Origin of the sequence: Afipia massiliensis (genome assembly GCF_001006325.2) — a bacterium.
In the GTDB taxonomy this organism is placed as follows: domain Bacteria; phylum Pseudomonadota; class Alphaproteobacteria; order Rhizobiales; family Xanthobacteraceae; genus Afipia; species Afipia massiliensis_A.
In genome coordinates this window covers 2,849,537-2,876,534 of record NZ_LBIA02000001.1, presented here as the reverse complement: position 1 = coordinate 2,876,534, position 26,998 = coordinate 2,849,537, and the positions used below count along the sequence as shown (strand labels likewise).

Below are 26,998 nucleotides of genomic sequence, written 5' to 3'. Positions count from 1 at the left end.
AACGCCACGCCAACGAGATTATCCCCTCCGTCACAAAAGCGACCGTTTGAAAAAAATACTTCTCTATGTCGAGACCGAGGACAAGGCCTTCCTGTCCCATCGGCTTCCGATGGCCCGCGCTGCGCGCGATGCGGGGTTTGATGTTCATGTGGCGGCATCGGTCGGATCGAATGCCGATGCCATCCGCGCCGAAGGATTTACGATTCATCCCATACCGTTCCGGCGCGGCGGGCTGTCGCCGCTCGGCGCTGTCTCGACCATTCGCGCGCTTCGCAAGATCAAGCACTCGCTTTCACCGTCCATCGTGCACCATGTCGGCATGCAGATCTGCCTGCTCGGCGGGATATCATCGTTGGGAACGACGACGCCGCAGATCAACGCACTGACCGGCCTCGGCTACGCCTTCACTTCGACGGCTTCCCGGGCGCGGCTTCTCCGTACCGTCATTGCGATTGCCCTTCGGTATCTCCTCAACCGGGACCACGTGGTCACACTGATTCAGAATCCGGACGACCGTACCACGCTTGAGACGATTGGCATCGACTCCCGGCGGCTGGTCCGAATTCCAGGTTCTGGTGTTGATACTGACAAGCTGACGCCGCTTCCCGAACCCGATGGTCCGATCACGGTCGGGTTCGCGGGCCGATTGCTGACCAATAAGGGAATCCGCGCGTTGGTTGCAGCCCATCGGATCTTGCGTGCGCGCGGCATGGATATTCGTCTGCGCATCGCCGGAGATCCAGATCCAGCCAATCCTGACTCCGTTACGCTCGAAGAGGCGCAGCAGTGGAACAATGAGCCAAGCATCACCTGGCTGGGTCAGGTTGCAGACATTACCACGCTATGGCGCGACTCACATATCGCAGCCCTTCCCTCCCATCGTGAAGGCCTGCCTAAAAGTCTGCTGGAAGCTGCCGCCTGCGGCCGGCCGCTGGTCGCCACGGACGCACCCGGTTGCCGAGAAATTGCGATACCGGGCAAAACAGGATTGCTGGTGCCGATCGAAGATCCACAGGCCCTGGCCGATGCGATCGGTGAGCTGGCCATGTCGCGAGAACTGAGACTGCGCTATGGCGCGGCGGCTCGGCAACTCGTTGTGGAGAAGATGTCAGCGCAAGCGATCGGCGCGGCAGTCGTTGCTCTCTATGAGGACCAGCTTCAGCGCCTGCGTTGATGCGCTCTCCGCCGTCCATCATCCGTCAATATTATCGACCGCATCAAAATGGTGAAAAACTGCGAGTCTCGCATTTGTCGTTGATCACCGCTGGCCGCCAGTTGGCAACCGTTTCGCCCTTCAGGAAGAACGTGAAATAGCGCAACTCACTGCCGGAGTTTCCGCGGGAGCAAACCGTCCATTTTTCCGGCCCCGACTGTGCCTCGTTCGGTCCAACATTGGAAATCTCGGACCGAGTGATGTCCTTCATCGACTGCGTGATTTGCTGAATCCGGTCGAAGATGACTTTCTGTTGCCGGGAATCCGGCTCCGGATCCGGTTGAACGGAATCCTGCACATCGAAAAAGAAAGTGCACCCGCTGAGCAATACAGCCGCGAGCAGCACCTGAAGCAATCGTACAGCCACCAATGATGCCAACTCCCGCCTGTCCGGGTGCATTCCTATCGCTTTGGAGTGCCGGTGAAAAGTGGTCTCCGGGGCTTGAAAATACGCCGGAGTTCACAGGCAATGCACCTGGCTGACATTTCCCCGGACAGAGGAACGCCCCTGGGGACGTTGTCACCTCGCGCCGGTTTGATTAAACACCTTGCGGCGCCGTGTTCCCTGCAACCTAATCAGGCGCTGACCGGATGATCCACGTTTCATGAATTCATTACTCATTATAGCCACGCCGCTCGTCGCCTGCGTGATTTGCGCGATGCTGATTGTCCTGCTTCGCCCCCAGCTCCAGCGCTATGCATTGGCGCGGCCAAACGCGCGATCGTCCCATAGCGTGCCAACGCCGCAGGGCGGCGGTGTGGCGGTGATCGCCGCAGTCATCACGTCCGTCGCGATATCGGTTTCGTTTTTTGGTGCGGTTGCAGGTTCTGTTTTGCTCGCGGTCCTTGCGGCGGCGGTCTTGCTGGCTCTGGTCGGCGCCTACGATGATTTGCGGACGATACCTGTCCTGCCCCGCCTGTTGATACAAGCCGCTGCCGTCGGCATCGTGCTCGCAACCCTCCCTGCAGAATTTCACCTTGTTCAGGTTCTGCCTGTGTGGGCAGAGCGTGTCCTGCTGCTGATCAGCGGACTGTGGTTCGTCAATCTCGTCAACTTCATGGACGGCCTTGACTGGATCACCGCCGCCGAGGTCGTGCCTGTCATGGCAGCGCTGGCGCTGTTCGGCTTCTACGGCCAGTTGCCCCTGGGCCCCACGCTGGTGGCCCTCGCGCTGTGCGGCGCGATGATCGGTTTCGCGCCATTCAACAAGCCTGTCGCAAAGCTCTTCCTCGGCGATGTGGGCAGCCTGCCGATCGGTTTGCTGATGGGATGGTGCCTGCTTCAACTCGCGGGAAGTGGACATCTCATCGCTGCGCTATTGCTGCCGTTGTATTATCTCGCCGACGCGACGTTGACGCTTCTGAAGCGCCTGATGAGGGGTGAAACGGTCTGGGTTGCCCACCGCTCACACTTCTATCAGCAGGCCACCAACAACGGCTTCAGCGTGATGCAGGTGGTCGGCGAGGTGTTTATCTTGAACATTGTTCTCGCAGCTTTTGCGGCGGTCACCATCTGGCAGAAGTCGCCTTATGTTCAGGGGATCGCGCTGGCGCTGGGTATAAGCGCTGTGGCGCTCGTGCTCGGCCGCTTCTCACGTAAACGGGATCCGCTCGGGGGATCTAAGCCGCCCCGCTCTTGAATTCGGGGATGGCATCCTTCAGTACGCCGACAATGACGCTGCGTTGTTCGCTTCCTACAGCCTTCTCCAGCGTGGACAGCCATCGCTGCAAGGTATCGAGCGGAGGCTCGTTGGGGCGCGCAGCGACGATGCCGGCAATGCCGATGTCCGTCGTTGGCTCCTCGTGCGCAAACAGGATTTCGTTCAGACGTTCACCCGGCCGGACGCCGGTGAACACGATATCGATGTCATAACCCGGCTGAAGCCCGGACAGCCTGATGATGCGCTCGGCAAGATCAACGATCTTCACCGGCTGTCCCATGTTCAACACATACACCGACACATCCGGACGTACCGGATCGAGCGCATGGGTTGCGGACGTCACCACGAGATCGCACGCTTCGCGAATGGTCATGAAATACCGGACCATATCCGGATGCGTGACTGTAACGGGTCCGCCCGCCTCGATCTGCGCCTTGAACTTCGGCACCACCGACCCATTCGACGCCAGCACATTACCAAAGCGAACGGAAATGAGCCGCATCGGGGTTTTGCCGTTCGCCTTGTGCATCAATTCGCGGTCGAGCGCCTGGCAATACATTTCGGCAAAGCGCTTGGTAAGACCGAGCATCGACACCGGCTCGATGGCCTTGTCGGTGGAAATCATCACCATGGCATCGGCGCCGGCGCTGACCGCCGCATCGGCCACGTTGACGGTGCCGAAGATATTGGTCTTGACGCCCTCGCCCCAATCCCGCTCGAGGATCGGAACGTGCTTTAGCGCGGCAGCATGAAACACGATGTTCGGCTTGAACGCCGTCATGAGATGCGCAATGCGCTCACGATCACGAATGTCGGCGATGCGGCCTTCGACGATCGCGGTTGGAAATTTAGCGGCCAGACTTTCCAGCACCGCATGCAGCGCCGGTTCCGAATTTTCCACGATCAGCAAGCGCGACGCGCCGAACGTCACGACGCGGTCGCATATTTCCGAACCGATCGATCCACCGCCGCCAGTGACCACGACGGATTTACCTCTCACGAACATTTCAAGCCGCTGATAGTCGATCTTGACGCTCGGCCGCAGCAGCAGGTCCTCGACCGCGACCGGCGCAAGCCGTGGAGCTTCGCCGCTGCCTTCGAGCGACGGCAGGCGGCTAACCGTAAGACCAAGCTTGCGGGCGCGGGTCAACACCGACTCCGGCGATGCATCGGCCTCGAACGCCGAAGGCATCATGACGAGGCGCTCGATCGGCCTTTCCCGGCGCGAGAAATCGTCAACCACATCGGCGAGATCGTCGATACCGCCGAGCACAGGAATACCGCGGATCGACTGCCCACGGTCGGACAAGGACGGCGACAGCACGCCGACCGGCCACATTCGTTTCACCGCGCCGCTTTCAATCCCTCGCAGCAAGACTTCCGCATCGGCGGCGCGTCCAACCAGTAGTGTCGGCGACGCATCGAGGCTGCGCGCCTGGCTTAGCGTCCGCGTATATCGGAAATAACGATAGGCAACGCGTAATCCTCCCAGCGCGAAATTCTGAAGGAACCAATAGATAATGATCGTCGTCTTGCCGAAGAAGAATGTGCCGTAGACGTTCGGCGCAATGAAAATGTAGTCCAGCACCAGCAACATCAGCGCCAGCACCGTCGAAGCTTTGACGATGTTGAAGAAGTCCGGCAGCGAAATGAACCGCCACTTGGTCGTCGTCAGCCGGAAGACGTAACAGACCACGATGCTGAAAAGTACGAAGTATGGCAAGATGCGCAGCAGCAGCGGCAGGCGCTCAGTTAAACCGCTACCCTCAAACCGCAGGTAAAAGCTCGCAACAACCGCGAAGATTGTCGCCAAGGCATCATGGATGATGATCAACAGATTTCGCCAAGTGAGGCTTGGAGATCTGAATCGGGACGACGCGGCCATGACTATGCCTGTCCTGCGGAATCTTCTGTGCGAGAAGCGCGCGCAACCATGCCCCCCGCCACGCCGACAGCCAACACGTAGATCCACCCTTCGTGAAAATCAAAGAGATGCGAATTCAGTAGCGAGCTGACAAAATTTTCGACCACCGCGACCAGGCCCACCCACGCCGCAAGGCCAACTCCAGAGAACAGCCTGAGATGCACAACCCACATCGCATACAAGGCGAGACAACCGATCAAGCCCCATTGCACGGCCACGTTGAGCGTCTGGTTGTGCGGATTGCCGATGATCTGGGCTGACGCGCCGGTCTGCCCGACCGCGTCCTGCGTGAACAATGTTTTCGTCGATCCCGTTCCGTGACCGACGAGCGGCGCCTCCGCGACGAACTTGATCGACTTGCGCCAGAATTCGAGCCGCTCGCCGACGGACGTCACGGCGTTGCTTTCATGATAGCGCTGATATTCGATACCGATCATCCCCGCCCGCATACGCAAGTAAGGCGACGCTGTCCACGCGAGCGCGCTGGCCGCAATCACGGCGGCCATCAGCAACAAAAAGCCGCGCGTGCTGAAGTGCTTTGCGGCGAAAATGACAATCAGCACCGGGATGCAGACGAAAACAGTTCGCGAACTCGCGACAAAAACCATATTGGCGAGAAAGCCGATGCCGAGAACCAGAAGAAGCGCGGCCCATGCCTTCCGCTGCGCTTTCAGCAAATAGACTGCCGCTCCGAAGGCCGCGAAGGCGCAGAGCGCGAATTCCTGACTCTGCGCTATGTAGTTCTTGACCGGAACACCGGGTGAACGCAATGGGTTCAGCAGTATGCGAGGGTCCACGAACATCAGCCACGACGTCAGCATCACCGCTGTGCATGACGCGAGAAACGCGAGCATCACCCACAGTCCCCGCCCCGATCTTTCAAAGTGATAGATCAGAACCGGGATAGCGAGCAGCTTGGCGGCCGGATTAATGCCGCGCAGCCGGTCCGACCAGGAAATGTCCGCAGCCCACAGCGTACCAGCGACGGCGAGCGCGAAAAGCAGAAGCGGGGCAGCACAAGCCGGCCGCTTGATCGATTCAAGAAACCCCTGCCACTCGATCGTCGGAATCAGGAACATAAGCCACGCCACCGCAAAGATCGCGACCAGCGAGGTCGACCACGGCAGCGAGATGGCGATCAGAACCACCGCGATATCTGCAGCCTTTGTCCATGCGGCCGTGTTGCGCCAGACTGAAGTTGACACGTGAGCCGAGAGATCGGACGCGTTCGCGGTCATGCCTTGTTCTCTCGCGCGCGCTTGACCAGCGATGTGGTGCTGTGACCCGGCAGGATATCGACGAGCACAACCTCACCGCCGTTGGCTGCCACGATTTCGTGGCCCACGACCTGCTCGCGGGTGTAGTCGCCGCCCTTGACCAGCACGCTGGGCTTGATCTGCGTAATCAATTCCAGCGGCGTATCCTGCTCAAAAATGACAACGAGATCGACCGCCTCAAGCGCTGCAAGGACTTCGGCGCGAGCGCGCTCGTCCTGCACCGGTCGCTCCGCTCCCTTGAGACGCCGCACCGACGCATCACTGTTGAGGCCGACGATCAGGCGGTCGCACGCAGCGCGCGCCTGCGTCACCACCCGGACATGCCCCGGATGCAGAATATCGAAACAGCCGTTGGTGAAACCGACGCGCAATCCCTGCCTGCGCCACTCGGCAAGTTGTGCATCAAGACCCGCAGCACTGGAGGCGATTTTCTCTTCCGCCGCGAGCGAGGCATGCGGCAAAATCTTTCGGCGCAGTTCGGCCAGCGAAACCGTCGCCGTGCCGGGCTTGCTGACCGCCACGGCGGCCGCCGCCGTCGCGCAGCGCAACGATGTATCCCAGTCCGTCCCCGCCGCCAGCGTCACCGCCAGCACCGCGGCCACGGTGTCGCCGGCACCCGACACATCGCGCACCTTCGCGGGCTGGGCCGGAACATGGATCAGGCTGCCGTCGCGATGCGCCAGCGTCATGCCGTCTTCGCTCTGGGTCACAAGGATCGCCTCAGCATCGGCGGTGCGCAATGCCTCGATCGAAGCATCGGCAATGTCGGCGTCGGACTGGATGCGCCGCCGCGTCGCCTCGGCAAACTCCTTGCGGTTCGGTGTCAGCAGCGTCGCGCCGCGATAGATCGCAAGATTCGCGCTTTTCGGATCGACAATCACTCGTTTGCCGAGCTTGCGCGCCGCATCGATGATGTTGCGGATCACCCGCGCAGTCAGGACGCCCTTCGCATAGTCCGACAGCAGCACGATGTCCGCCCGTGGCAGCGCCGAGACGACGGCATCAATCAACTTGCGTTCGGTGACTTCCGACGCCGGAGCCGATAGCTCCCAGTCCGCGCGCAGCATGTGCGTCGAGAAATGCTCCGAGACAAAGCGCACCTTGCGCGTGGTCGGCCGCGCCGGATCGGTCACCAGAACCGGCTCGATCAGGCTTTCCTTCGCCAGTTCTGACTTCAATGTCTCGCCGGCAGCGTCATTGCCGACCAGACCCACGAAAATGCATCGTGCCCCGAGCGAGGCGATGTTGCGCGCCACGTTGCCCGCGCCCCCGACATTGATCTCGCTGCGCCGAGCCGCGATCACCGGCGCAGGCGCTTCCGGCGAGATGCGGGATACTTCGCCATAGACGAACTCATCCAGCATCACGTCGCCGACGCACAGCACGGTTTGGCGGACAATCGCTTGCGACAGCGCGTCAAAATCGAACATGAGAACGCCTGTATCCCTGTTGCACGATCAACGGTAGCGATCGGGCCGGTCGAGAAAATCCCTGACATAGCTGCCGACAGCATCTTCCAGCGCCGTGAAGCCGCCATTGTAACCTGCGCCGCGCAGATGATCGACCTCTGCTTCGGTGAAGTACTGGTAACTGCCGCGAATTTGTTCCGGCATGTCGATGTATTCGATGTTCGGCTTGGCGCCGAGCGCACCATATGCTGAAAGAATCAGATCGCGGAAGCTGCGCGCCTTGCCGGTGCCGACATTGTAGATGCCGTTCACGGAGCGCGTTGCCAGCAGCCACATGATGACGCGCACGACGTCGTCCACGTGAATGAAATCGCGCCGCTGGTCGCCATCCGCAATCCCGTCACGATGCGACTTGAACAACTGCACGGTGCGGCCGGACCTGATGTCGTCGAAGCGGCGCGCCAGCACGCTCATCATCGTGCCCTTGTGGTATTCGTTCGGGCCGAACACGTTGAAAAACTTGAGGCCAGCCCATTGCGGCGGCATCGTCTCACCCTTCGCAAGCCGCCCAACCACCGCCATGTCGAACAGATGCTTGCTCCAGCCGTAGAGGTTCATCGGCCGAAGCTTTTTCAGGGCATCGAGGGAGGCATCGTCCCGAAAACCCTGTTCGCCGTCGCCATAGGTCGAGGCAGACGACGCATAGATGAACGGAACGGAGTTCGCCGTGCACCAGTCGAGCAGCCGCATCGAGAGCCGGAAATTGGTCTCGATGACGAGATCGCCGTCGGTGGCCGTGGTCTCCGAGATCGCGCCGAGGTGAATGACCGCGTCGAGCTTGCGCCCGGCCAGCCATGGCGTCAGTTCCGCGGGCGGAACGATGTCCGCGAGCTGCCGCTTGGCGAGATTGCGCCACTTGCCGTCAGATCCGAGAAAATCACAGACGGCCACGTCCGCGCGGCCCGCATCGTTGAGGGCAGCGACGACGTTCGATCCGATAAAACCGGCTCCGCCGGTCACCAGCAGCATGAAGGAATCCCGCCCAATTGACGCGGGTCACCTTTGCCTCACTCCTGCCCGGCAAGCAACTCACGTCCACTGGTGTGGTGAAGGGCAGCGTCCATCCCGACGGAGCAAAAACGCATCTGGACGCCGCGCAAGTGACGCGGTAACCGGCTGATCGTGCACAATTCTCCCGAGCCACGGAAACGGCTGCAAAGCCCTTCAATAAATGAATAAAAATTCATTTCTAAGCGAATTGAAGGTTTCGCCCGACCCATCGGAAACCAGCCCGGTTCTGGTGATTCCGTACATGTGGATCGGCGATTTCGTCCGTGGTCACACCGTGGTGCGGGTGCTCAAGGAGCGCTGGCCGAACCGGCCGGTCGATCTTCTGGTAACGAGCCTGTGCGCCCCGCTGGTGGACTATATGCCCGGCGTCCGCCGCGGCATCGTCTGGGACCTGCCGCGCGGACGGCTCGCCCTGAAAAAGCAGTGGACGCTGGCCAGCCAGTTCCGCGAAGCGGGCTATGGCACGGCCCTGGTGATGCCGAGGACATGGAAGGCGGCCATCGCCCCTACCCTCGCAGGCATTCCGCAGCGGACCGGCTTCGTCGGAGAGGTCCGTTTCGGGCTGGTCAATGACTGGCGCTGGGGCGAGCGAAAGATGCCCCGCTTTATCGACAAGAATGCCGCCCTCGCCCTGCCCGCCGATGCCCCGCTGCCAAAACAGTGGCCGGTTCCACAACTCGTGGTGCCGCCGGCGGAAGTCGCGGCCTGGCGTCAGGCCAACAATCTGGGCCAAAGCGCCGCGGTCGCGCTGGCCCCCGGATCGGTCGGCGTCTCCAAGCGCTGGACCTATTATGCAGAGGCGGCCCGCATGTTCGCCGAGCAGGGCCTCGACGTCTGGGTGGTCGGCGGCCCTGGTGAAAAAGCCATCGCCACCGAGATCGTCAATTTCGCAGGACCACGCGTTCGCGACCTGACCGGTACGGATCTGCGCAACGGCATCATGGCGATGGCGGCTGCGAAAACCGTCATTTCCAACGACTCCGGCCTGATGCACATCGCCGCTGCCATCGGCACACCGGCGATCGGAATCTTCGGCCCGACCAGTCCCTACCACTGGGCCCCGCTGAACGGCCTCGCCGCCACCATCAAGCGGGCAACCGACCTGCCCTGCCAGCCCTGTCATCGTCCGGTCTGCACCCAGAACGATCACCACTGCATGCGCGATATCCCGGCATCGGAGGTCGTTGAGATCGCGCAAGGCGTGATGGCGACGGCTGGCGCCGGCGTTGCGCGTTAATCTCGAACCGTGGCCGCACTTGCGCCCGTATCGCACCATGACTACCACTCGTGACCACCACTGACCTGCAACCTGAACAAACGCGGTGACATGTGAGCCAGGATCGGATCGCGGCGCATTTTCAGAGCTCGCTCGCCGGGCTGACCGAGGCCGTGCAGAGCAATGAACTGCTTGCAACGACGCACACGATTGCGCGGGCTGTGGCAGACGCGTTGAGAGCTGGCAACAAGCTGCTCCTGATCGGCAATGGCGGCAGCGCCGCGGATGCCCAGCACATCGCTGCCGAAATCGTCGGCCGCTACAAACAGGAACGCCACGGCTGGGCCGCGATCGCCCTGACCACCGACACCTCCGCGCTGACAGCCATCGCCAACGACTACGGCTTCGAGCAAATCTTCACGCGACAGGTGCAGGGCCTCGCCCGTCCCGGCGACGTGTTGTTTGCACTGACGACGTCCGGTCGCTCGCCGAACATCCTTGCAGCACTTAAAGCAGCACGCGACATGGGCGTCACGACCGTCGGCTTCACCGGCACGAAAGGCGAAAGCATGCGCGCGTCGTGCGATCATCTGTTCGTCGCTCCCACCGACGACACGCCTGTGGTCCAGCAAGTTCACATGATGGCGATGCATGCAATCTGTGACGATGTCGAACAGGCGCTGACCGGCGCACCGAAGACCGCATGACGGGCAGCCTAACGCGAAAGCCGGCGGCGCTCCTCGACCGCGACGGCGTCATCAATCTCGACGATGCCTATGTCGGCACCCGCGAGCGGCTTCGCTGGATGCCGGGAATAACCACCGCGATAAAAGCGCTGAACGACGCCGGCTATTACGTCTTCGTCTTCACCAACCAGTCCGGCGTCGCGCGCGGCTTTTTCTCCGAGGAGGATGTGCGCACCCTTCACAACTGGATGCGAGATGAACTGGCGCGCGACGGCGCACGCATCGACGACTTTCGCTACTGCCCACATCATCCTGACGGCACGGTCCCGGCCTATACGCGCGAGTGCCACTGGCGCAAACCGCAGTCGGGGATGATCCTCGATCTCATGAAGCACTGGCCGGTCGACAAGGAGCGCAGTTTCGTCATTGGTGACAAGCAGCGCGATCTCGATGCGGGTGCCGCAGCGGGCATCGAAGGTTATCTGTTTTCCGGCAACGATCTTTCGGGCTTTGTCGAAGCAATCCTGACGAAGCGCATCAAAGCGTAAGCGACAGTTTCTGCGCCGCCTCGGTCACCCGTTCGAATGACGGGTAAACATCCTTGCCGCCGACCACCGTGATCGAGCCGTTGCCGACGGGGCCAGTCAGACCGGGATCGGTCGCGAGAAACACTGCTATCAGCGGCACACTGTAGGCAGCAGCCAGATGCAGCAACCCGGTATCGACGCCAATCACCAACGCGGCATTGGCGATCACTTTCGCCGTTGCATCGAGCGGCTGACGGTCGAGAATGCGGCTTCCGGGAATCGCGGCCGCGAGACGCTCGCAGCGCAAGCGCTCGCGCTCATTCCCCCATGGCAGCACCACGTCGAGACCCTGCCCGCGCAGCCATTTGCCGGTGCCGATCCAGTCAACCTCGCGCCACTCCTTTGCCGCGCGTGACGTGCCATGCAGCAACACGGCATAAGGAGCGCAACCATCTTTTGGCGGTTTGACCAGTCCGTAGTCGATTGTCGCGTCCGGCGAATAGCCAAGACTCAATCCGGTCAGCAGCCGGTTGCGCGTCACCGCATGCTGATCGCGCGCGACCGCATGCTTGATGTCATAGAACCACGACGCCATCGGCTCCCGAATGCTCGACGCGTTGTATCCGTGCCGCTCACCCGTGGCAGTCCACGCGATCAGTGCCGACCGGATCAGGCCCTGCGTGTCGATCACCTTTTCGGCCTTGATCGACCTCAGCCTGGCCTTGAAGGCCGACACTTCGGTCCAGGTCGCCCCGCGCAGCAGTTGGGATCGCCAGCGCCGCGTCGAAACCGAAATCACCTCACTGATGGCTGGATGAAGCCGCGCCAGTGGCGCGAATCCTTCTTCAACCACCCACGTCATCCGCGCATCGGGCCAGCGCCGGTGCGCATCGGTCACCGCCGGCATGTGATGCACGACATCGCCGAGCGATGACGTCTTGATGAACATAATACCATGCATCGGCGTGATCGGCCCGGACTCGTAAATTAGTGATCCTGTTCTGACATTCGTATCATGTCCTTCGCAGGCACTTTACGAATGTCAGAACCAAAGGATCACTAGAATTATATTTTGCCAGTGTCCCTTCGTATCCGACGTTCGCCCAGAACGCGCTGCAAGGTGAGGCGAACGTCGGATACGGGACACTGGCGTTACGTTTTGGAAACCATAAACCGCGTTCCTGCGGGAAAATCCAAGGGATTCAGCGCGAAAGTTCGGCCTTATACCCCATTTCCATCGTTTCTCTGCAAGCTTCCGGCAACAAGTTCGCTCCACATTCCGCCGCGCAAGCGCGACTGACAGAGCGCGGAAACAATACGGGTTTGAACGCCATGACAGTACTGGTCACCGGGGGTGCAGGTTACATCGGCAGCCATACGGTTCGCGCGCTGGTGGATGCGGGCGAAAGCGTCGTGGTCGTCGACAATCTCTCAACCGGCTTCTCGCAGTTCCTGCCGGAAGGCGTGCCGCTGTTCATCGGCGATGTCTCTGACGAAAACCTCGTCGAAGGTGTGATCGCCGCGCACAATGTCGATTCGATCGTCCATTTCGCGGGCTCGGTGGTCGTACCGGACTCGATGCGCGATCCGCTCGGCTACTACCGCAATAATACGATGACCACGCGCAACCTCCTCAACGCGGCGGTCAAGTGCAACATCAGCCGCTTCATTTTCTCGTCGACCGCAGCCGTCTATGGCAATCCCGACCGGACGCCTGTTGCCGAAGAGGCGCCGACGCGCCCGATGTCGCCATACGGCTCATCGAAACTGATGACCGAAATCATGCTGCACGATGTCGCCTCCGCGCACGGGATGCATTACGTGGTGCTGCGTTACTTCAACGTCGCCGGCGCCGATCCGCAGGCCCGCATCGGCCTCGCGACTGTCGGCGCAACGCATCTTCTGAAGATTGCCGTTGAAGCAGCGACCGGCCAGCGCGCCAAGATCGACGTGTTCGGGACCGACTATCCGACCGTCGATGGAAGTTGCGTTCGCGATTTCATCCATGTCAGCGATCTGGCGCAGGCCCATTGCGCAGCGCTTGCGTATCTTGAAGGCGGCGGTCCATCGGCCACACTGAATTGCGGTTATGGCCGCGGCTATTCCGTGCTCGAAACCATCGAAGCCGTGCGCCGCGCCTCGGGCCGCAATTTCGCCGTCCAGTATGCCGAGCGCCGCCCCGGCGACATCATGACCATGATCGCCGACACCGCGCGCATCCGCGCCACGCTGGACTGGACACCGCAATACGATAATCTCGACACCATCGCCCGCCATGCGCTGGCATGGGAGGAAAAGCTGCTTGTCGAACGTCAGCGGGACGGCCGGCAGGCAGTCTCAGCGTAGTGTAGAATTGACTAAAAAGCCCTGATTTCGCTTGAAAATCCGGTTCATAGCGGGCAAGAGACGGACATCGCATAAACCCTGACGGGGCGCCGGTTGCGCCAACCGTTAATGGAACGCGGATGACCGAGCTTCCACGAAAAATCACCGACGACCCATATGGGGCGGCTGCCCTTATTCGCCGCCTGATCACCGAACAGGGCCTCCAGCATTGGCGGCGCTACGCGGTCGCGTTCACGCTGATGGCGGTGTCTGCGGGAACCACCGCGGCTGCGGCCTGGTTGCTCGGCGAAGTCATCAACCAGACCTATGTCGACCGCAGCGTTCACGGCATCGTGCTGCTGTCGCTGGTGATCATCGTTCTGTTCACGCTCAAGGGTGCCGCGACCTACGGTCATACGGTGATCCTGTCGAAGATCAGCAACGCCATTCTGGCCAGCAACCAGCGCAGGCTGTTCGCCAAGCTGATGCGCGAGAATGTCGGCTTCTTTTCCGAGCGCCATTCGTCCGAATTCCTCGCGCGCCTGACCGCCGGCGCGCAGGCCGTGACGCAGGTGTTGAGCCTCCTGATCAGCGCGGTCGGCCGCGATTTCCTGTCACTGGTCGGCCTTGCCGCCGTGATGGTCATTCAGGACCCGTGGATGTCGCTGTTCGGCCTGCTGGTCGCGCCGCCGGCGCTGTTCGTCATCCGCAAGCTGGTGCGCCGGATCAAGCATCTCGCCCACGACCAGTTCACCGGCAACGCCGACATTCTCGAGACCATGCAGGAGTCCCTGCAAGGCATCCGCACCGTCAAGGCCTTCACGCTCGAAGACACCATGCAGGCGCGGATCGACAAGAGCATCGGCGTGGTCGAGGCCAATGCCAACAAGATGGCGCGGGTGCAAAGCCGTTCCAGCCCGCTGATGGAAACGCTCGGCGGCTTCGCCATCGCAGGCTGCCTGATGTATGGCGGCTATCGCGTGATCGCGACCGGTGCCACGCCGGGACAGTTCTTCTCGTTCATTACCGCGTTCCTGCTGGCCTATGAACCGGCCAAGCGCCTCGCGCGCCTCAACATCGAACTCAACAGTCACTTGATCGGCGCCCGCAAGCTGCTGGAAATCGTCGACAGCCCGGCGACCGAACCGGACGACAGCGACAAGCCCGCGCTGAAGCTGACCGAGGCCAAGGTCGAGTTCCGCGATGTCACCTTCGCCTATCGGAACAACGAGACCGTGCTCAACCGGATGAGCTTTGTTGCGGAGCCCGGCAAGGTCACCGCGCTGGTCGGACCGTCCGGCGGCGGAAAGTCCACCGTGCTGGCGCTGCTGCTGCGGCTTTACGAGGCGAAGTTCGGCGCGATCGTCATCGACGGGCAGATCATCTCAGACGTGTCGCGGCGCTCGCTGCGCCAGCAGACGGCGTATGTCGGACAGGATGTCTATCTGTTCCGCGACACCATCCGCGAGAATATCGCCTTCGGCCGCCCCGGCGCGTCGCACGATGAGATCGTCAACGCTGCGAAAGCGGCCTGCGCCCATGACTTCATCATGAGCTTCCCGCTCGGCTACGACACGCCGGTCGGCGAACACGGCACGCAGCTCTCCGGCGGCCAGCGCCAGCGCATTGCGATTGCCCGCGCGCTGGTGAAGGATGCACCGATCATCCTGCTCGATGAAGCCACAGCGGCGCTGGACTCCGAATCCGAGAAGCAGGTGCAGGAAGCCATCGAGCATCTGTGCCAGAACCGCACGACCATCGTCATTGCGCACCGCCTGCACACCATCATGCATGCCGATCAGATTCTGGTGGTGGAGAACGGCGTGATCGTCGAGACCGGCCGTCATGACGACTTGCTGCGGCGCGGCGGACGCTATGCCTCGTTCTTCCGACTGCAGCATCGTGAAGCCAACCCGCTGGCTCCGGTCGCCGCCAGCGCGTAAGGTCGTCTCTCCCGCCTTTTTCCGTTTTCCCTCCCAGACATCGGAATTCCCATGAGCGCCAGCTTCGTCATTCCCGCACTCACGCAGCCGTCCATTCCCGTCGCCGGCGAATCGAAGTCCTTTCCGGTGCGCCGGATCTGGTGTGTGGGCCGCAACTATCTCGAGCACATCCGCGAGATGGGCAATGACGAGCGCCAGCCGCCGTTCTTCTTCGCCAAGCATGCCGACATGGTCACCGGCGACGGCGCTACAATCCCTTATCCGTCGCTGACCAAGGATTTCCAGCACGAGGTCGAACTGGTCGTCGCGCTGAAGAGCGGCGGCGCGAATATCGATCCCGCCAAAGCGCTCGATCATGTCTACGGTTACGGCGTCGGCATCGACCTCACCCGCCGCGATCTGCAGATGGCGTCGCGCAAGAAGGAGCAGCCTTGGGAGATCGGCAAGTCGTTCGATTCCTCCGCGCCCTGCGGCGCGCTGCGTCCCGCCGCCGAAATCGGTCATCCGGTGAAGGGCAAGATCTGGCTTTCGGTCAACGGCACCGAGAAGCAGAAGGGCGATCTGTCCGAGATGATCTGGAACGTCGCCGAGATCATCGGCAAGCTCTCGTTGCAGGTCTCGCTCGGCGCGGGCGACATCATCCTGACCGGCACGCCTGCCGGCGTCGCGGCCCTTGCACCCGGCGACAAGATCGAATGCGGCATCGACGGCATCGGCACGTTGAAGGTCGCGATCGGCTGAGGCTACCCGTACTTCATCCTCATCACGTCGTCCCCGCGAAAGCGGGGACCCATACTCCCTGGAACAAGCGACTCCTGCTGCGAAAAACATAACCTTTGGTGGTTATGGGTCCCCGCTTTCGCGGGGACGACAACAGAATATGTGACGAGCCCCGCGCCTCTCATCGCAATTCACGTCCCCAGTTGCTTCTCGACCGCAGCGGCAATGGCGAGCAGCTTGCGGTCGTCGCCATGACGGCCGACCAGCATCAGCCCGCAAGGCAGCGCATTGCCGAGCCGGATCGGCAGCGAGATCGCGCAGGTATCGAAGAAATTCCAGATCACGGTATTCATCAGCGCCTGGACGTTGCGCTTGTTGAAGCTCTCCGGCGTGGAGATCTCGTCCATGGTCGGCGCGACAATCTGCACCGTCGGCATCACCAGCACATCGACCTGATCGAACACCGCGTCCATTTCCGCGATGCCGCGCTCGCGGTCGCGCAGGGCAAGGATGTAGTCGGCGGCGGCGACCTTCTCCGAGCGCAAGAGGCGCATCCGCACGTTCGGATCGACGCCCTCGCCGGCTTCCGCGAGCAGCGCGCGATGGATCGCATAAGCCTCGGGCGGAGCGACACCGCCGCGCTCGTTGGCAGTGTGCATGATGTCCAGCGCCTTCAGCGTGACGTCCTTGCCCGACTTCCAGCTTGAGGCAAGTTTCGCCAGTGCCTGCGGATAGGCCTTGCCGACGATGTCATCGAGGCCTTCGATCGGATAGCCCTGCACGAAACCGGCGCGCACATCCTTGAGCGGAGGCGGCGCCAGCGGCGACGGCGTGTCGCCCGCCAGCACGGCGTCGGCGTTGGCGCAGTCGGCGACGCTGCGCGCGATCGGCCCGATGGAATCCAGCGTGAACGACAGCGGGAATGCGCCCGCGCGCGGCACCCGCTTCACCGTTGGCTTGAAGCCGGTGATACCGCAGAAGGCCGCCGGAATACGCGTCGAACCGCCGGTGTCGGTGCCGATGGCGATTTCGCCGATCCCGTCGGCCGCAGCAACCGCAGCCCCCGAGGACGAACCGCCCGGGACGCGTTTGCGGTCGGCCGGATTGCCCGGCGTTCCAAAGTGAGGGTTCGCACCGAGACCCGAATAGGCGAATTCCGTCATGTTGGTTTTCGCGACGATCACCGCGCCTGCCTCGCGCAGGCGCTGAACGACCACGGCGTCCGCGTCCGCAGGCTTGCCGCGCGCCGCGAGCACGCGCGATCCGGCGCGGGTGACTTCGCCCTTGACGTCGAACAGATCCTTGACGGTCACGACCGCGCCGTCGAGCGGCCCGCGCGAACTGCCGGATTTGATCCGTGTGTCGGCGGCGTCCGCGGCCTTGCGGGCTTCGTCGGTGTAGACGGTGAGGCAGGCGCGCGCGCCTTCGCCTGCGGGATCGGCGATTCTGGTGAGGGCTTGTTCGAGACGGTCGCGGGATGAGGCTGTCATTGAGGCTGTCTTGGCTCTTTTTGATTTACAGGAACGGGGCCGGGAGAATGGATTTTCCGCAGGCAGAAGGCAATGCCTCTAAAATTTCGCATTCTCCGGGCGCATCGCGCGATACCTCTCCGGTCGTCTCCGCGGGGCGGATGGTGAGACATCGCGCATACTCTCTCCGGTCGTCCCCGCGAAGGCGGGGACCCATAACCACCGGCCGTGGTGATGGCGAAGAAAAGAGTTGGCCCGCTATCACGGCAACATCGAAGGCGTAGGGAGTATGGGTCCCCGCCTTCGCGGGGACGACGATCGAGTGTGTTACGACAGATTCCGTTTTCAGACAGCCACCATCGCCCCTGTTGTTATGACGGCGCGGGGGCGCCCGAATTCCTGATCGCTTCGCCCTCGAATTGAGGGCGCGCGGAACGCCGGATGCTCGACGCATCCGCAGCCCCGCGTGCAAAGGTAGAAAGCACACGAGTGTCGTCACCACGGTTGCGCCGGACACATCCGGCGTTCCGCACGCAATGGTTGGAACGGCGTCGTGCGTGGCGCCACATGATCTCGGGTTCACCCGAGATCATCATTTAATAATGCGCAAGTTCGGCTATAGCCGACTTGCGGCCGAACGCTCCGGGTTTCCGCCGTTTGCCGGGCTCTCGCTTACCGCCAACACGACCCTTGCCCCTTGCGGGGACAACGATCGCGAGGGCCGGCCCAGGCTCCCATCTGGTTGGGGGACGACCCAACCGGGACAACACACGCCTCTCGCCGTCCGCCTCCGGCGCGGTCGTCACCCGGTGTGCTTTTCGACACTCCGGACTCGAACGCCTCAGCGGCCATCGCATCCCGCCTCGCGTCTGTGACGATCGCGAACGCCCCTCGTGTGAGGCGGGACACGCCGAACATAAGAGAGCTTCAGAGCGCGGGGATTTGTATCCCCATCACGAAATGTTTCAGGAGTCGTGGCCCACATGCTGCTCCACATTATCCGCCGTCATTCCGGGGCGCGCGTGTTCGCGCGAGCCCGGAATCCACCGCCACTAATGATATTCTCACAGTATGGATTCCGGGCCTGCGCCAAGAGGCGCATCCCGGAATGACGGGTGGAGAGATCAGATCGCTCCATCCGGGCTACGTTGGCTTCGCAGCCGATCGTTGCCAGAACCACCCGCCCAACACGACAGCGGCCAGCATGCCGATCAGCTGGGCGGCAATGAATGCGGGCACGCCAGCCGGCGCAATTCCGGCGAATGTATCCGACAGCGAACGCGCAACCGTCACGGCCGGATTGGCGAACGACGTCGAAGCCGTAAACCAGTATGCCGAGGTGATGTAGAGGCCCACCGCATAAGGCACGGCCGATGGCGCGCGCGCCACGCATCCCAGAATTGTTAGCAACAGTCCGAACGTGGCGACAGCCTCGGCGAACAGTTGCCCGCCTCCCGACCGTGCCGTGGCCGAGAATTGCCAGAGCGGCAGTTCAAACATCAGGTGCGCGGCCCACACGCCGGCGATGCCGCCCATCACCTGCATCGCGATGTAAAGCGCGGTGCTGGGCCACGGCAGTTCGCCACGCATTGCGAAAGCAACCGAGACGGCCGGATTGAAGTGCGCACCCGAGATCGGGCCGAAGATCAGGATCAGAACGACAAGGATCGCGCCCGTGGGCAAGGTGTTGCACAGAAGCGCGATGGCCCCGTTCCCGCCCGCCAGCTTTTGCGCCATGATTCCCGAGCCGACGACAGCGGCGAGCAGGAACGCGGTGCCGAGCCATTCGGCAAAGGCGCGTTGAGCAAGCGAAGGCATCAGATCGGCTCAGGCGCTTTCGTTGCACCTTCCATTTGGCCGATGTCTTCAAGCCTGTTCCTGAGCGTGAGACGATCCAGAGAGCCAATCGGAAGTGCGCTGAACACGCTGATACGCTGATTGAGCAGCCGGTAGGCTTCCTTGAAGGCCATCGCGATTTCGGCGGGCGTGCCTGTCGCATCCGCCGGATCGGGAACGCCCCAATGCGCCGTCATCGGCTGACCCGGCCAGATCGGGCATGACTCCGCCGCCGCGCTGTCGCAGACGGTGAACACGAAATCGAACTTCGGCCCGCCGGGCTCCGCAAACTCAGCCCACGACTTCGACCGGAAACCGGATGTGTCGTAGCCGAGTTCGTTCAGCAACCGGATCGTCTCCGGGTGAACCTGCCCCTTGGGCTGGCTTCCCGCACTGTAGGCGCGGAACTTGCCCGCACCGGCCTTGTTGAGGATCGCCTCGCCGATCACCGAGCGCGCGGAATTGCCGGTACACAGGAAGAGGACGTTGTAGGGCTGGCCGGATATCACGAGATTACTCCTACGCGAGAACCTTGGTGCGCTTGCGCGCGGGTTTGCAGGCGACATCGGGGACGCACGCGACGGCGCCACCGCAGCAGTTGTCGGTGAGGTATCCGATCAGGCCGTTCATGGTGTCGAACTGCGCCGCATAGATCATCGAACGGCCATCGCGGCGAACCGTGACCAGGCCCGCTTCGCGCAACCGATCCAGATGAAACGTGAGGGCGTTGGGAGACAGGCCAAGCTCCGCGGCAATCTCGCCCGCGGGCATCCCATCAGCCCCCGCCTGCACCAACAGGCGATAGGCATCCAGCCTGTTTTCTTGCGAAAGGGCGGCCAGAGCCGCCAGAATATCCAGCTTGTTCATGTTTCAACGATTATTGAAATATATTCCCGGACGCAAGCGATACTTCAATGATTATTGAAATATCGTCGCCTGCCCAAAATGGCGCGCTGGGCCTGGAGCGCGCGGCTAAAAGACAGCCGGATATCCCCACAGCCTCATCCACGATAAGGTTCCTGAATGAGGGAATCGCGATGATCCGGCTGTCGATCCGACGAAAAATCATGGGCATTGCCGTGACGCTCATCGTCCTGATGGCGGTCACCGCGATCCTGTCGATGGTGTCGGTGATGCAGGTCAGCGCGCGCCTCGAAGAACTCACCAACAGCTACATCCCGGCCTACGGAAATCTGGCGCGTGCGAATATCCGCTCCGTCGAACGTGCGCTGGAGCTGCGCCGGATGGTGATCGAAAAGATGCGCTCGCCGGCAGGCAGCGACCGCCTGACGGCGATCCGCAAGGTTTTTGAGACCAAGGGCGCTGAAGTCGAGCAGGAAGCGCAGGCCGCACGTGCGCTGATCAACGGCCTGATCCAGAAAGGCGTCACCTTCTCCGACCCGACGGCGCTGGCCCGGCTCGACACACGCCTTGAAACCGCGCTCAACGTCTCCCGCCGCCATCTCAACAGCGAGATCGAGCGCATGCTGCCGCTGCTTGAAACCGGCGACGCCAAGGTCATCGACGACGGCCTCGCGCGGGTCGATGCCCTGCGCAACGAACTCAACCAGAGCCTTGATTCCATCCGGGCGGACATGTTTGCGCTGCTTCGCACGGAAGCCGACCGGACCCGGCAAAAGCAATCGCAGGTCACCATCATTGCCGCGGTGCTGACCGCGCTCGCGGCGATCATGGGGCTCGTGTTCTCCATGCTGGTCAGCGCTGGAGTGACGCGACCTGTCCGCAAACTGCTGGAGGGTGCCCGGGCAGTCGAAGCCGGACATCTCGAGGAAAAGCTCGTGGTCACCACGCGGGACGAAATCGGCCAGCTCACCACGGCGTTCAACAGCATGGTCGAGCAGTTGCGCCTCAAGGAGCGCATCCGCGAAACCTTCGGAAAGTATATCGATCCGCGCGTGGTCGAAGGGCTGATCGACCGGCCTGCGCTGGCATCCGAAGGTCAGCGCCGCGTCATGACCGTGCTGTTCTGCGATGTGAAGGGATTCAGCAGCACCAGCCGGGGGACAACGCCGCAGGGACTGGTCAAGGTGATGAACCGCTATCTCTCGGCGATGTCCGCACCCGTTCGCCAGCATGAAGGCATCATCGACAAATATATCGGCGACGCCATCATGGCCTATTGGGGGCCTCCCTTCACCGCCGACGCGGATCAGGCGCGGCTCGCCAGCATCGCCGCGCTCGACATGCTGGAGCTGATCCCGCAATTGCGTGCCGAGCTTCCGGAACTGCTCGGTGTCCGCAATCTCCCGGCGCCGTTCGACATTCGCATCGGCATCGCCACTGGTGAAGTGCTGGTCGGCAGCATCGGCTCTGAACTGATGATGAGCTACACCGTGATGGGCGACACCGTGAACCTCGCATCGCGGCTGGAAGGCGCGAACAAGGCGTATGGCAGCCGCGTGCTGGTGTCAGAGGCGACTGTCGCGGGTGCCGCCGCCGACATAGAAACCCGCGAGATCGATCGGATCGTGATGGTCGGTCAAACCGAACCGCAGGCGGTGTTCGAGATCATGGGCCGCAAGGGCACGTTGACTGCATCCCAGATCGCGCTTCGGGATCATTACTCGGACGGGCTTGCCGCCTATCGGGCCCGGCGCTGGGACGACGCGCGCCGCGCCTTCGCCGCAGCGCTCGATTCCGTTCCTGATGACGGCCCGTCGCTGACACTCATCAAGCGACTCGACGGCTTTGCATCAACCCCGCCCGGCGATGACTGGGACGGTGTCTGGCGGCTTGAGCAGAAGTAAGGTCTCTTTTACGCAACAGGGGTCAGCACCATGCCCTCCTCCGAAATCGACGCGATCCGCGCGCTGCTGACGGCGAAGGCCCGGCCGGTGGGCTGGGCGCAGCGGCGGGAAAGACTCGACGAGATCGGTTCGGTCTGGCCGGTCGCCGATGACATCACGCTCACCAGCGTCGATGTAAACGGCGTGCCCGGTGAATGGTCGCTTGCGCCCGGCAGCGATGCCTCGCGTGTGCTGATGTTCTTCCACGGCGGCGGCTATTGCTCGGGCTCGATTACAAGCCACCGCCGCATGGTGACCGAAGCCGGGCGCGCGGCGGGAATCCGGACGCTCGCGGTCGGCTATCGGCTCGCGCCGGAGCATCCGTTTCCTGCAGCGTTCGACGACGCCATGGCCGCATGGCGATACTTGCGCAAGCAAGCCTATCTGCCGTCGCAGATCGCCATCGGCGGCGACAGCGCGGGCGGCAACCTCACCGCCGTGCTGATCAACACGCTGCGGGAACAAGGCGAGCATCCGTCCTGCGCGTGGCTGGCCTCGCCCTGGACCGACCTCACCATGTCAGGTGCGTCGCTGGCGACCAAGGACACGCTCGATCCGATCATCCACAAGGGCTATCTCGGCGAACTCGCCGACGCCTTCGTGCCTTCAGGGGTGGCGCGGAACGATCCGCGCATTTCACCGCTGTTTTCCGATCTGCACGGATTTCCGCCGACGCTGGTTCAGGTCGGGTCGCACGAGACGCTGCTCGATGACGCGACGCGCTTCGCGGCGGCGCTCGGTGCCGCCGATGTCGACGTCACGCTGGAAGTGTGGCCGGAAATGATCCACGCCTGGCCGCTGTGGAACGCGCATCTCGAACCCGGCCGCCGCGCGCTTGCGAGTGTCGGCGCGTTCATCCGCCGTCACATGTAGCTGCCGCGGAACGAAGGCTACGGCGCTTTTGCCCCGCGCAAGGCCCAGCGCGTCAGCGCCCAGGCGCTGCCGCCCGTCGCCATGCCGACGACGTAAACAATCAAGATATGCACTGCCAACGGCGCGGTGATCCGCAGGCCGAGGAAGGACACCGTCACGCTCTGAAGATTCTGAAACGCGAAGATCAGAATCCCCGCGACAAGAACGACAATCACAGCCGTGTTCAACCAGCGCATGGTCCGCCTCGCTTGAAATGAATGTGTTGCAATACACGCCTCCTGGCGGCGCCCCTGCTCCGGATCATCGCAGGCGCGCCACCGCCGCAAGCAAATTGCGCCCAAGTCGAACCGGGCGCAACAGGCTCGCCAGCCAGCTGTCAAATTTCAGTCAAATGCCTACTTGTGCAGGACCGTGTTGCTCTGGCCCTTCTCGACCATGTCGATGACCAGCAGTTTCACCGGCTCGGGACCTTTGTTCGTACCGAAGTGCCACTGATCGACGGCTTCGAGAATGAAATCTCCGGTCTTGAAGGTCTCGGTTTTGCCGGTATCGATGTTGGTGACTTCGATGGTCCCCGCCTGCACGTAGCCATAGCGCGGAAACGGATGCTTGTGCTTCGGCAGCACCGCGCCCGCCGGAATCTCGTAGGTCGAGACGATGACCTGCGCATCCTTCTGCGGCAGCACTATCGGCTGACCGCTCGACGTCACCGTCGAGGAGATGACCGGCTTGACGACGATCTTGCTGGTTACCGTGTGATTGTCCGCATAGAGCGGCGACGCGACCAACAACAGGCCGAGCGCGAAGGGGAAACATTTCATAGAAAACTCCAGTTTTTCGTCATTCCGGGGCGCTCGCTCAGCGAGCGAAGCCGGAATCCAGTGGCGTTATAAACGAAAATGGATTCCGGGTCTGCGCCAAGGGGCGCATCCCGGAATGACGTGTCGAGAGATCAAAAAGCCACATGAATGACGGCGGAGAACGTGTCGTCTTACTCATACACCATGACGCCGTCATCGACCTTGCCGAGCCGCAGCGAGACGATATCGAGCGCGTAGTTCTGATAGAGCTTCCACGGCCGCTTCGAGCCTTGCTTCGGCATCTTCGCCACCGAGCGCTGCACGTAACCCGAGGTGAAATCGAGCCAGTTCTCCTGTTTCACTTCGGGATCGGTGTTGCGCGGCGTGCACTGCCTGTAGCCGCGCTTGTCCATGTAGTTGATCAGGCGGCAGACATACTCACAGGTGAGATCGCATTTCAGCGTCCACGAGGCGTTGGTATAGCCGAACGATGAGGCCAGGTTCGGCACGTCGGAATACATCATGCCCTTGTAGTTCAGGGTGTTGGCGAAATCGACGTTGCTGCCGTCGACGCTGACCTGCATGCCGCCGAGCACCTGCAGATTGAGGCCGGTGGCGGTGACGATCAGGTCGGCATCCAGTTCGCTGCCGTCACTGAGACGGATGCCTTTCGGCGTGAACGTCTCGATGGTGTTGGTGACCACCGACGCGCGGCCGTCCTTGATCGACTTGAACAGGTCGCCGTCCGGCACCAGGCACAACCGCTGCTGCCACGGATTGTAACGCGGCGTGAAATGCGTGGCGATGTCGTAATCCCGCCCGAGCGCATGGCGCACGCCGCCGAGGATCAACTGCTTGGCGCGCTCCGGCTTGCGGCGGCAGAGCTGGAAGAAATACATGCCCCAGAGCACATTGCGCCAGCGGATCATGTGATAGGCGACCTTCGCCGGAAGTTTTTCACGCAGTTTGTTGGCGAGCGCGTCTTCGGCGGGCCGCGCGACCACATAGGTCGGCGAACGCTGCAGCATGGTGACATGCGCCGCGGTCTTGGCCATTTCCGGCACCAGCGTCACGGCGGTCGCGCCCGAGCCGATCACCACCACGCGCTTGCCGGCGTAATCGATATCGCTGGTCCACTTCTGCGGATGGACGATGCGGCCGGCGAACTGATCCGCGCCGGGAAACTCCGGCGAATAGCCGCCCTCATAGGAGTAGTAGCCGCTGCACATGAACAGGAAATTGCAGGTGAGATGCGCGATCTCCTTTGCAGGCCCCCGCTCCACCTCGACGGTCCAGCGCGCGTCTTTCGATGACCACGACGCGCTTTTGACGCGGTGGTTGAATCGGATTTTCTGCTCGATGCCGTTGTCGCGCGCGGTCTCGTTGACGTAGTTGAGGATGCGCGGCCCGTCGGCGATGGCCTTGGCTTCGGTCCACGGCTTGAACGAATAGCCGAGCGTGTACATGTCCGAGTCGGAGCGGATGCCGGGATAACGGAACAGATCCCAGGTGCCGCCGATGCTCTCGCGGCCTTCGAGGATCGCGTAGCTTTTGCCGGGGCAATTCTTCTGCAGGTGATAACCGGCGCCGATGCCCGACAGGCCCGCGCCGACGATCAGCACATCGAAGTGGTCGCTTTCTGCTTTGGTCTTGTCGAGCATTTCAATCTCCCTGACGGATTAGGTCGCAGAGCAGCAGAAATTGCAAGCTGCCTTGGCGCCTTCTCATGAGCGATTGAACACTGCGATTCACCCAGGCTTGTATCCGATCACCATCGAGTCCGGACCGACCAGCGGTTCCACGCGCGTGGACACGAAGCCCGCATCGCGCATCCATGATTGGCAATCAGCCCCGGTGTAGTCGAAGCCGCCCTGCGTTTCGATCAGCATGTTAAGGCTCATCAGCAGGCCGAAAGCATTTTCACTGCGATTGTCGTCGATGAGCGCTTCATAGACGATGAGCGCACCGCCCTTCGAAAGCGCCGCGAAAGCTTTTTCCAGCAGCATCTTCTTCTGCGGCAGATCCCAGTCATGCAGGATGTGACCCATCACGATTACGTCGGCGCTCGGCAACGGCGCCTCGAAGAAATTACCGGACTGAAAGCGCACCCGGTCCTTCAAGCCTTGTTGCGCGACGAATTCCTCAAACACCGGTCGAACGGCGGGAAGATCGAAGCCAATGCCGCTGAGATGCGGATGCGCGCGTGCCAGAGTCACCGGTACAATGCCCTGGGCAGCGCCAACGTCCATCACGGTCTCGTAAGGCTTCCAGTCGAATTTCGCCGCGAGCGCCTGCGCTGCGCCGGCGCTGATGCCGCTCATCGCGCCGAGAAAGCCGCGCAGACCTTCCGGTGAGGCATAGATCGCGGAAAAAAAGTCGCCGCCGTGCTTGCCTTCGTTCTGCAACTGACCGGTTTGCAGCGCCTCGGTCAGCGATCCCCAGAAACCATAGAGCCGCGAATTCGCCATCTCCAGGATGCCGCCGATATAGGATGGCTTGGCTTTGTCGAGAAAGAGATCAGTATCCGGCGCGTTACGGTAAATGCCGTTGTCACGCTCAAGCATTTTGAGCGCGACCAATGCATCGAGGAAGTCGCGGGCGGAGCGCGGATGCAACTTGAGCCGGGCCTGCAATGTTTCGAGATCGGCTGGCGCCTTGGCGAGCAAGCTGAACAGGCCGAGTTCGACAGCGCTGAGCAGCGTCTTCGAGGCCCAGAAGCCCATGCCGATCTTCATAATATCGTCAGGTGTCGTTTCGCTCATATGCCCCGCTCCTGTGGAATCACAATCGTCATTATAAAAGATATATCCGTACCCTCCCTGGGCCCAGACAGCAAAAAGCCCCATCATTGCTGACGGGGCTTGGTGACGTCCGTTTCATTACATCCGTGAAACGAGCGAAAAGCTGGCTGCTGCGACCAGTACATCCGTGGATGCAGCGCCTGGCTCTTTTTCTTTAAGAAGGCTTACGCGACAACCGGTGTCCGGTCGCCGCGATCAGGCCTTACAGAATCTGCAGGTTTTCTGCGCTGGTCTTGCCGCGCATCTTGTCAACCTTGGCTTCGTACGAAACCTTCTGTCCTTCGGCAAGGCCGGTCAGGCCAGCACGCTCGACAGCGCTGATGTGAACGAACACATCGGTGCCGCCATCGCTCGGCTGAATGAAACCAAAGCCCTTTTGGCCGTTGAACCACTTCACAGTACCAGTCGTCATAACAAACAATCCTTTAGGCGCGTACATG

At 61.9% G+C, this 26,998-nt stretch carries 25 protein-coding genes; 10 read left to right on the top strand and 15 right to left on the bottom strand.

Features of this window, described 5'->3' with window-relative positions:
- The first annotated feature begins 46 nt into the window (after window positions 1-46).
- Window positions 47-1,174, top strand: coding sequence for a glycosyltransferase family 4 protein (locus YH63_RS13705; RefSeq protein ID WP_046827122.1), 1,128 nt, complete (start codon window positions 47-49; stop codon window positions 1,172-1,174).
- Window positions 1,175-1,217: 43 nt separating this feature from the next.
- Here the strand turns inward: YH63_RS13705 and YH63_RS13700 are convergent, their stop codons facing one another.
- Window positions 1,218-1,559, bottom strand: a complete 342-nt coding sequence (locus tag YH63_RS13700; protein ID WP_246658139.1) for a hypothetical protein — start codon at window positions 1,557-1,559, stop codon at window positions 1,218-1,220.
- 259 nt (window positions 1,560-1,818) lie between these two features.
- Here YH63_RS13700 and YH63_RS13695 point away from each other — a divergent pair, with 259 nt between their 5' ends.
- Window positions 1,819-2,853, top strand: coding sequence for an MraY family glycosyltransferase (locus YH63_RS13695; RefSeq protein WP_046827124.1), 1,035 nt, complete (start codon window positions 1,819-1,821; stop codon window positions 2,851-2,853).
- Here YH63_RS13695 and YH63_RS13690 read toward each other — a convergent pair.
- The 4 genes from YH63_RS13690 to rfaD are packed head-to-tail and all read right to left on the bottom strand — an operon-like array spanning window position 2,834 to window position 8,513.
- Window positions 2,834-4,759: an SDR family NAD(P)-dependent oxidoreductase gene (locus tag YH63_RS13690; protein WP_046827125.1), complete on the bottom strand. Its 1,926-nt coding sequence runs from the start codon at window positions 4,757-4,759 to the stop codon at window positions 2,834-2,836. The genes YH63_RS13695 and YH63_RS13690 overlap by 20 nt on opposite strands.
- A 2-nt stretch (window positions 4,760-4,761) precedes the next feature.
- Window positions 4,762-6,036: an O-antigen ligase family protein gene (locus YH63_RS13685; protein ID WP_046827126.1), complete on the bottom strand. Its 1,275-nt coding sequence runs from the start codon at window positions 6,034-6,036 to the stop codon at window positions 4,762-4,764.
- On the bottom strand, window positions 6,033-7,505 hold the full coding sequence (rfaE1, locus tag YH63_RS13680; protein WP_046827127.1) for a D-glycero-beta-D-manno-heptose-7-phosphate kinase: 1,473 nt from the start codon (window positions 7,503-7,505) through the stop codon (window positions 6,033-6,035). The genes YH63_RS13685 and rfaE1 overlap by 4 nt, the downstream gene beginning before the upstream one ends.
- Window positions 7,506-7,532: 27 nt before the next feature.
- On the bottom strand, window positions 7,533-8,513 hold the full coding sequence (rfaD, locus tag YH63_RS13675) for an ADP-glyceromanno-heptose 6-epimerase (RefSeq protein ID WP_046827128.1): 981 nt from the start codon (window positions 8,511-8,513) through the stop codon (window positions 7,533-7,535).
- Between the two features lie 202 nt (window positions 8,514-8,715).
- Here rfaD and waaF point away from each other — a divergent pair, with 202 nt between their 5' ends.
- From waaF to YH63_RS13660, 3 genes are all read left to right on the top strand, one after another.
- Window positions 8,716-9,792 carry a lipopolysaccharide heptosyltransferase II gene (gene waaF, locus YH63_RS13670; RefSeq protein ID WP_046827129.1) on the top strand — a complete coding sequence of 359 codons (1,077 nt, stop codon included), beginning with the start codon at window positions 8,716-8,718 and terminating at the stop codon, window positions 9,790-9,792.
- A 92-nt stretch (window positions 9,793-9,884) separates the two neighbouring features.
- A complete protein-coding gene (locus YH63_RS13665; RefSeq protein WP_046827130.1) occupies window positions 9,885-10,478 on the top strand; it encodes a D-sedoheptulose 7-phosphate isomerase in 594 nt (197 codons plus the stop codon).
- A complete protein-coding gene (locus tag YH63_RS13660; RefSeq protein ID WP_046827131.1) occupies window positions 10,475-11,005 on the top strand; it encodes an HAD family hydrolase in 531 nt (176 codons plus the stop codon). The genes YH63_RS13665 and YH63_RS13660 overlap by 4 nt, the downstream gene beginning before the upstream one ends.
- Here the strand turns inward: YH63_RS13660 and waaC are convergent.
- Window positions 10,995-11,945, bottom strand: coding sequence for a lipopolysaccharide heptosyltransferase I (waaC, locus tag YH63_RS13655; protein ID WP_046827132.1), 951 nt, complete (start codon window positions 11,943-11,945; stop codon window positions 10,995-10,997). The genes YH63_RS13660 and waaC overlap by 11 nt on opposite strands.
- Window positions 11,946-12,316: 371 nt before the next feature.
- On the opposite strand from waaC, the gene galE reads away from it, so the two are divergent.
- From galE to YH63_RS13640, 3 genes are all read left to right on the top strand, one after another.
- Entirely contained in the window at window positions 12,317-13,330 is a 1,014-nt protein-coding gene (gene galE, locus YH63_RS13650; RefSeq protein WP_046827133.1) for a UDP-glucose 4-epimerase GalE, read from the top strand.
- Between the two features lie 119 nt (window positions 13,331-13,449).
- Window positions 13,450-15,252, top strand: a complete 1,803-nt coding sequence (locus YH63_RS13645; RefSeq protein WP_046827134.1) for an ABC transporter ATP-binding protein — start codon at window positions 13,450-13,452, stop codon at window positions 15,250-15,252.
- Window positions 15,253-15,303: 51 nt separating this feature from the next.
- Complete coding sequence (locus YH63_RS13640) at window positions 15,304-15,993, top strand: fumarylacetoacetate hydrolase family protein (protein ID WP_046827135.1); 690 nt, start codon at window positions 15,304-15,306, stop codon at window positions 15,991-15,993.
- Window positions 15,994-16,163: 170 nt separating this feature from the next.
- Here the strand turns inward: YH63_RS13640 and YH63_RS13635 are convergent, their stop codons facing one another.
- The 4 genes from YH63_RS13635 to YH63_RS13620 form a co-directional block, all read right to left on the bottom strand.
- Window positions 16,164-17,462: an amidase gene (locus YH63_RS13635; protein ID WP_046827136.1), complete on the bottom strand. Its 1,299-nt coding sequence runs from the start codon at window positions 17,460-17,462 to the stop codon at window positions 16,164-16,166.
- A gap of 1,122 nt (window positions 17,463-18,584) precedes the next feature.
- Window positions 18,585-19,259, bottom strand: a complete 675-nt coding sequence (locus YH63_RS13630; RefSeq protein ID WP_046827137.1) for an aquaporin — start codon at window positions 19,257-19,259, stop codon at window positions 18,585-18,587.
- Window positions 19,259-19,783 (bottom strand): arsenate reductase ArsC, encoded by a 525-nt coding sequence (locus YH63_RS13625; RefSeq protein ID WP_046829516.1) that lies wholly within the window; start codon window positions 19,781-19,783, stop codon window positions 19,259-19,261. The genes YH63_RS13630 and YH63_RS13625 overlap by 1 nt, the downstream gene beginning before the upstream one ends.
- A 13-nt stretch (window positions 19,784-19,796) precedes the next feature.
- The gene (locus tag YH63_RS13620; protein ID WP_046827138.1) at window positions 19,797-20,144 is read right to left on the bottom strand and encodes an ArsR/SmtB family transcription factor; all 348 of its coding nucleotides are present in this window, start codon (window positions 20,142-20,144) and stop codon (window positions 19,797-19,799) included.
- A 170-nt stretch (window positions 20,145-20,314) separates the two neighbouring features.
- Here YH63_RS13620 and YH63_RS13615 point away from each other — a divergent pair, with 170 nt between their 5' ends.
- Together YH63_RS13615 and YH63_RS13610 are read left to right on the top strand one after the other, a co-directional pair.
- Window positions 20,315-22,045: an adenylate/guanylate cyclase domain-containing protein gene (locus YH63_RS13615; protein WP_046827139.1), complete on the top strand. Its 1,731-nt coding sequence runs from the start codon at window positions 20,315-20,317 to the stop codon at window positions 22,043-22,045.
- Between the two features lie 30 nt (window positions 22,046-22,075).
- Complete coding sequence (locus YH63_RS13610) at window positions 22,076-22,957, top strand: alpha/beta hydrolase (RefSeq protein ID WP_046827140.1); 882 nt, start codon at window positions 22,076-22,078, stop codon at window positions 22,955-22,957.
- 17 nt (window positions 22,958-22,974) lie between these two features.
- On the opposite strand, the gene YH63_RS13605 is transcribed toward YH63_RS13610, so the two are convergent.
- From YH63_RS13605 to YH63_RS13585, 5 genes are all read right to left on the bottom strand, one after another.
- Window positions 22,975-23,193: a DUF1049 domain-containing protein gene (locus YH63_RS13605; RefSeq protein ID WP_046827141.1), complete on the bottom strand. Its 219-nt coding sequence runs from the start codon at window positions 23,191-23,193 to the stop codon at window positions 22,975-22,977.
- 159 nt (window positions 23,194-23,352) lie between these two features.
- Entirely contained in the window at window positions 23,353-23,778 is a 426-nt protein-coding gene (locus YH63_RS13600) for a cupin domain-containing protein (RefSeq protein WP_046827142.1), read from the bottom strand.
- Between the two features lie 170 nt (window positions 23,779-23,948).
- On the bottom strand, window positions 23,949-25,418 hold the full coding sequence (locus tag YH63_RS13595; protein WP_137325200.1) for a flavin-containing monooxygenase: 1,470 nt from the start codon (window positions 25,416-25,418) through the stop codon (window positions 23,949-23,951).
- A gap of 87 nt (window positions 25,419-25,505) precedes the next feature.
- On the bottom strand, window positions 25,506-26,519 hold the full coding sequence (locus tag YH63_RS13590; protein ID WP_046827144.1) for a methyltransferase: 1,014 nt from the start codon (window positions 26,517-26,519) through the stop codon (window positions 25,506-25,508).
- A 241-nt stretch (window positions 26,520-26,760) separates the two neighbouring features.
- Window positions 26,761-26,970, bottom strand: a complete 210-nt coding sequence (locus YH63_RS13585; RefSeq protein ID WP_046827145.1) for a cold-shock protein — start codon at window positions 26,968-26,970, stop codon at window positions 26,761-26,763.
- Between the last annotated feature and the right edge of the window lie 28 nt (window positions 26,971-26,998).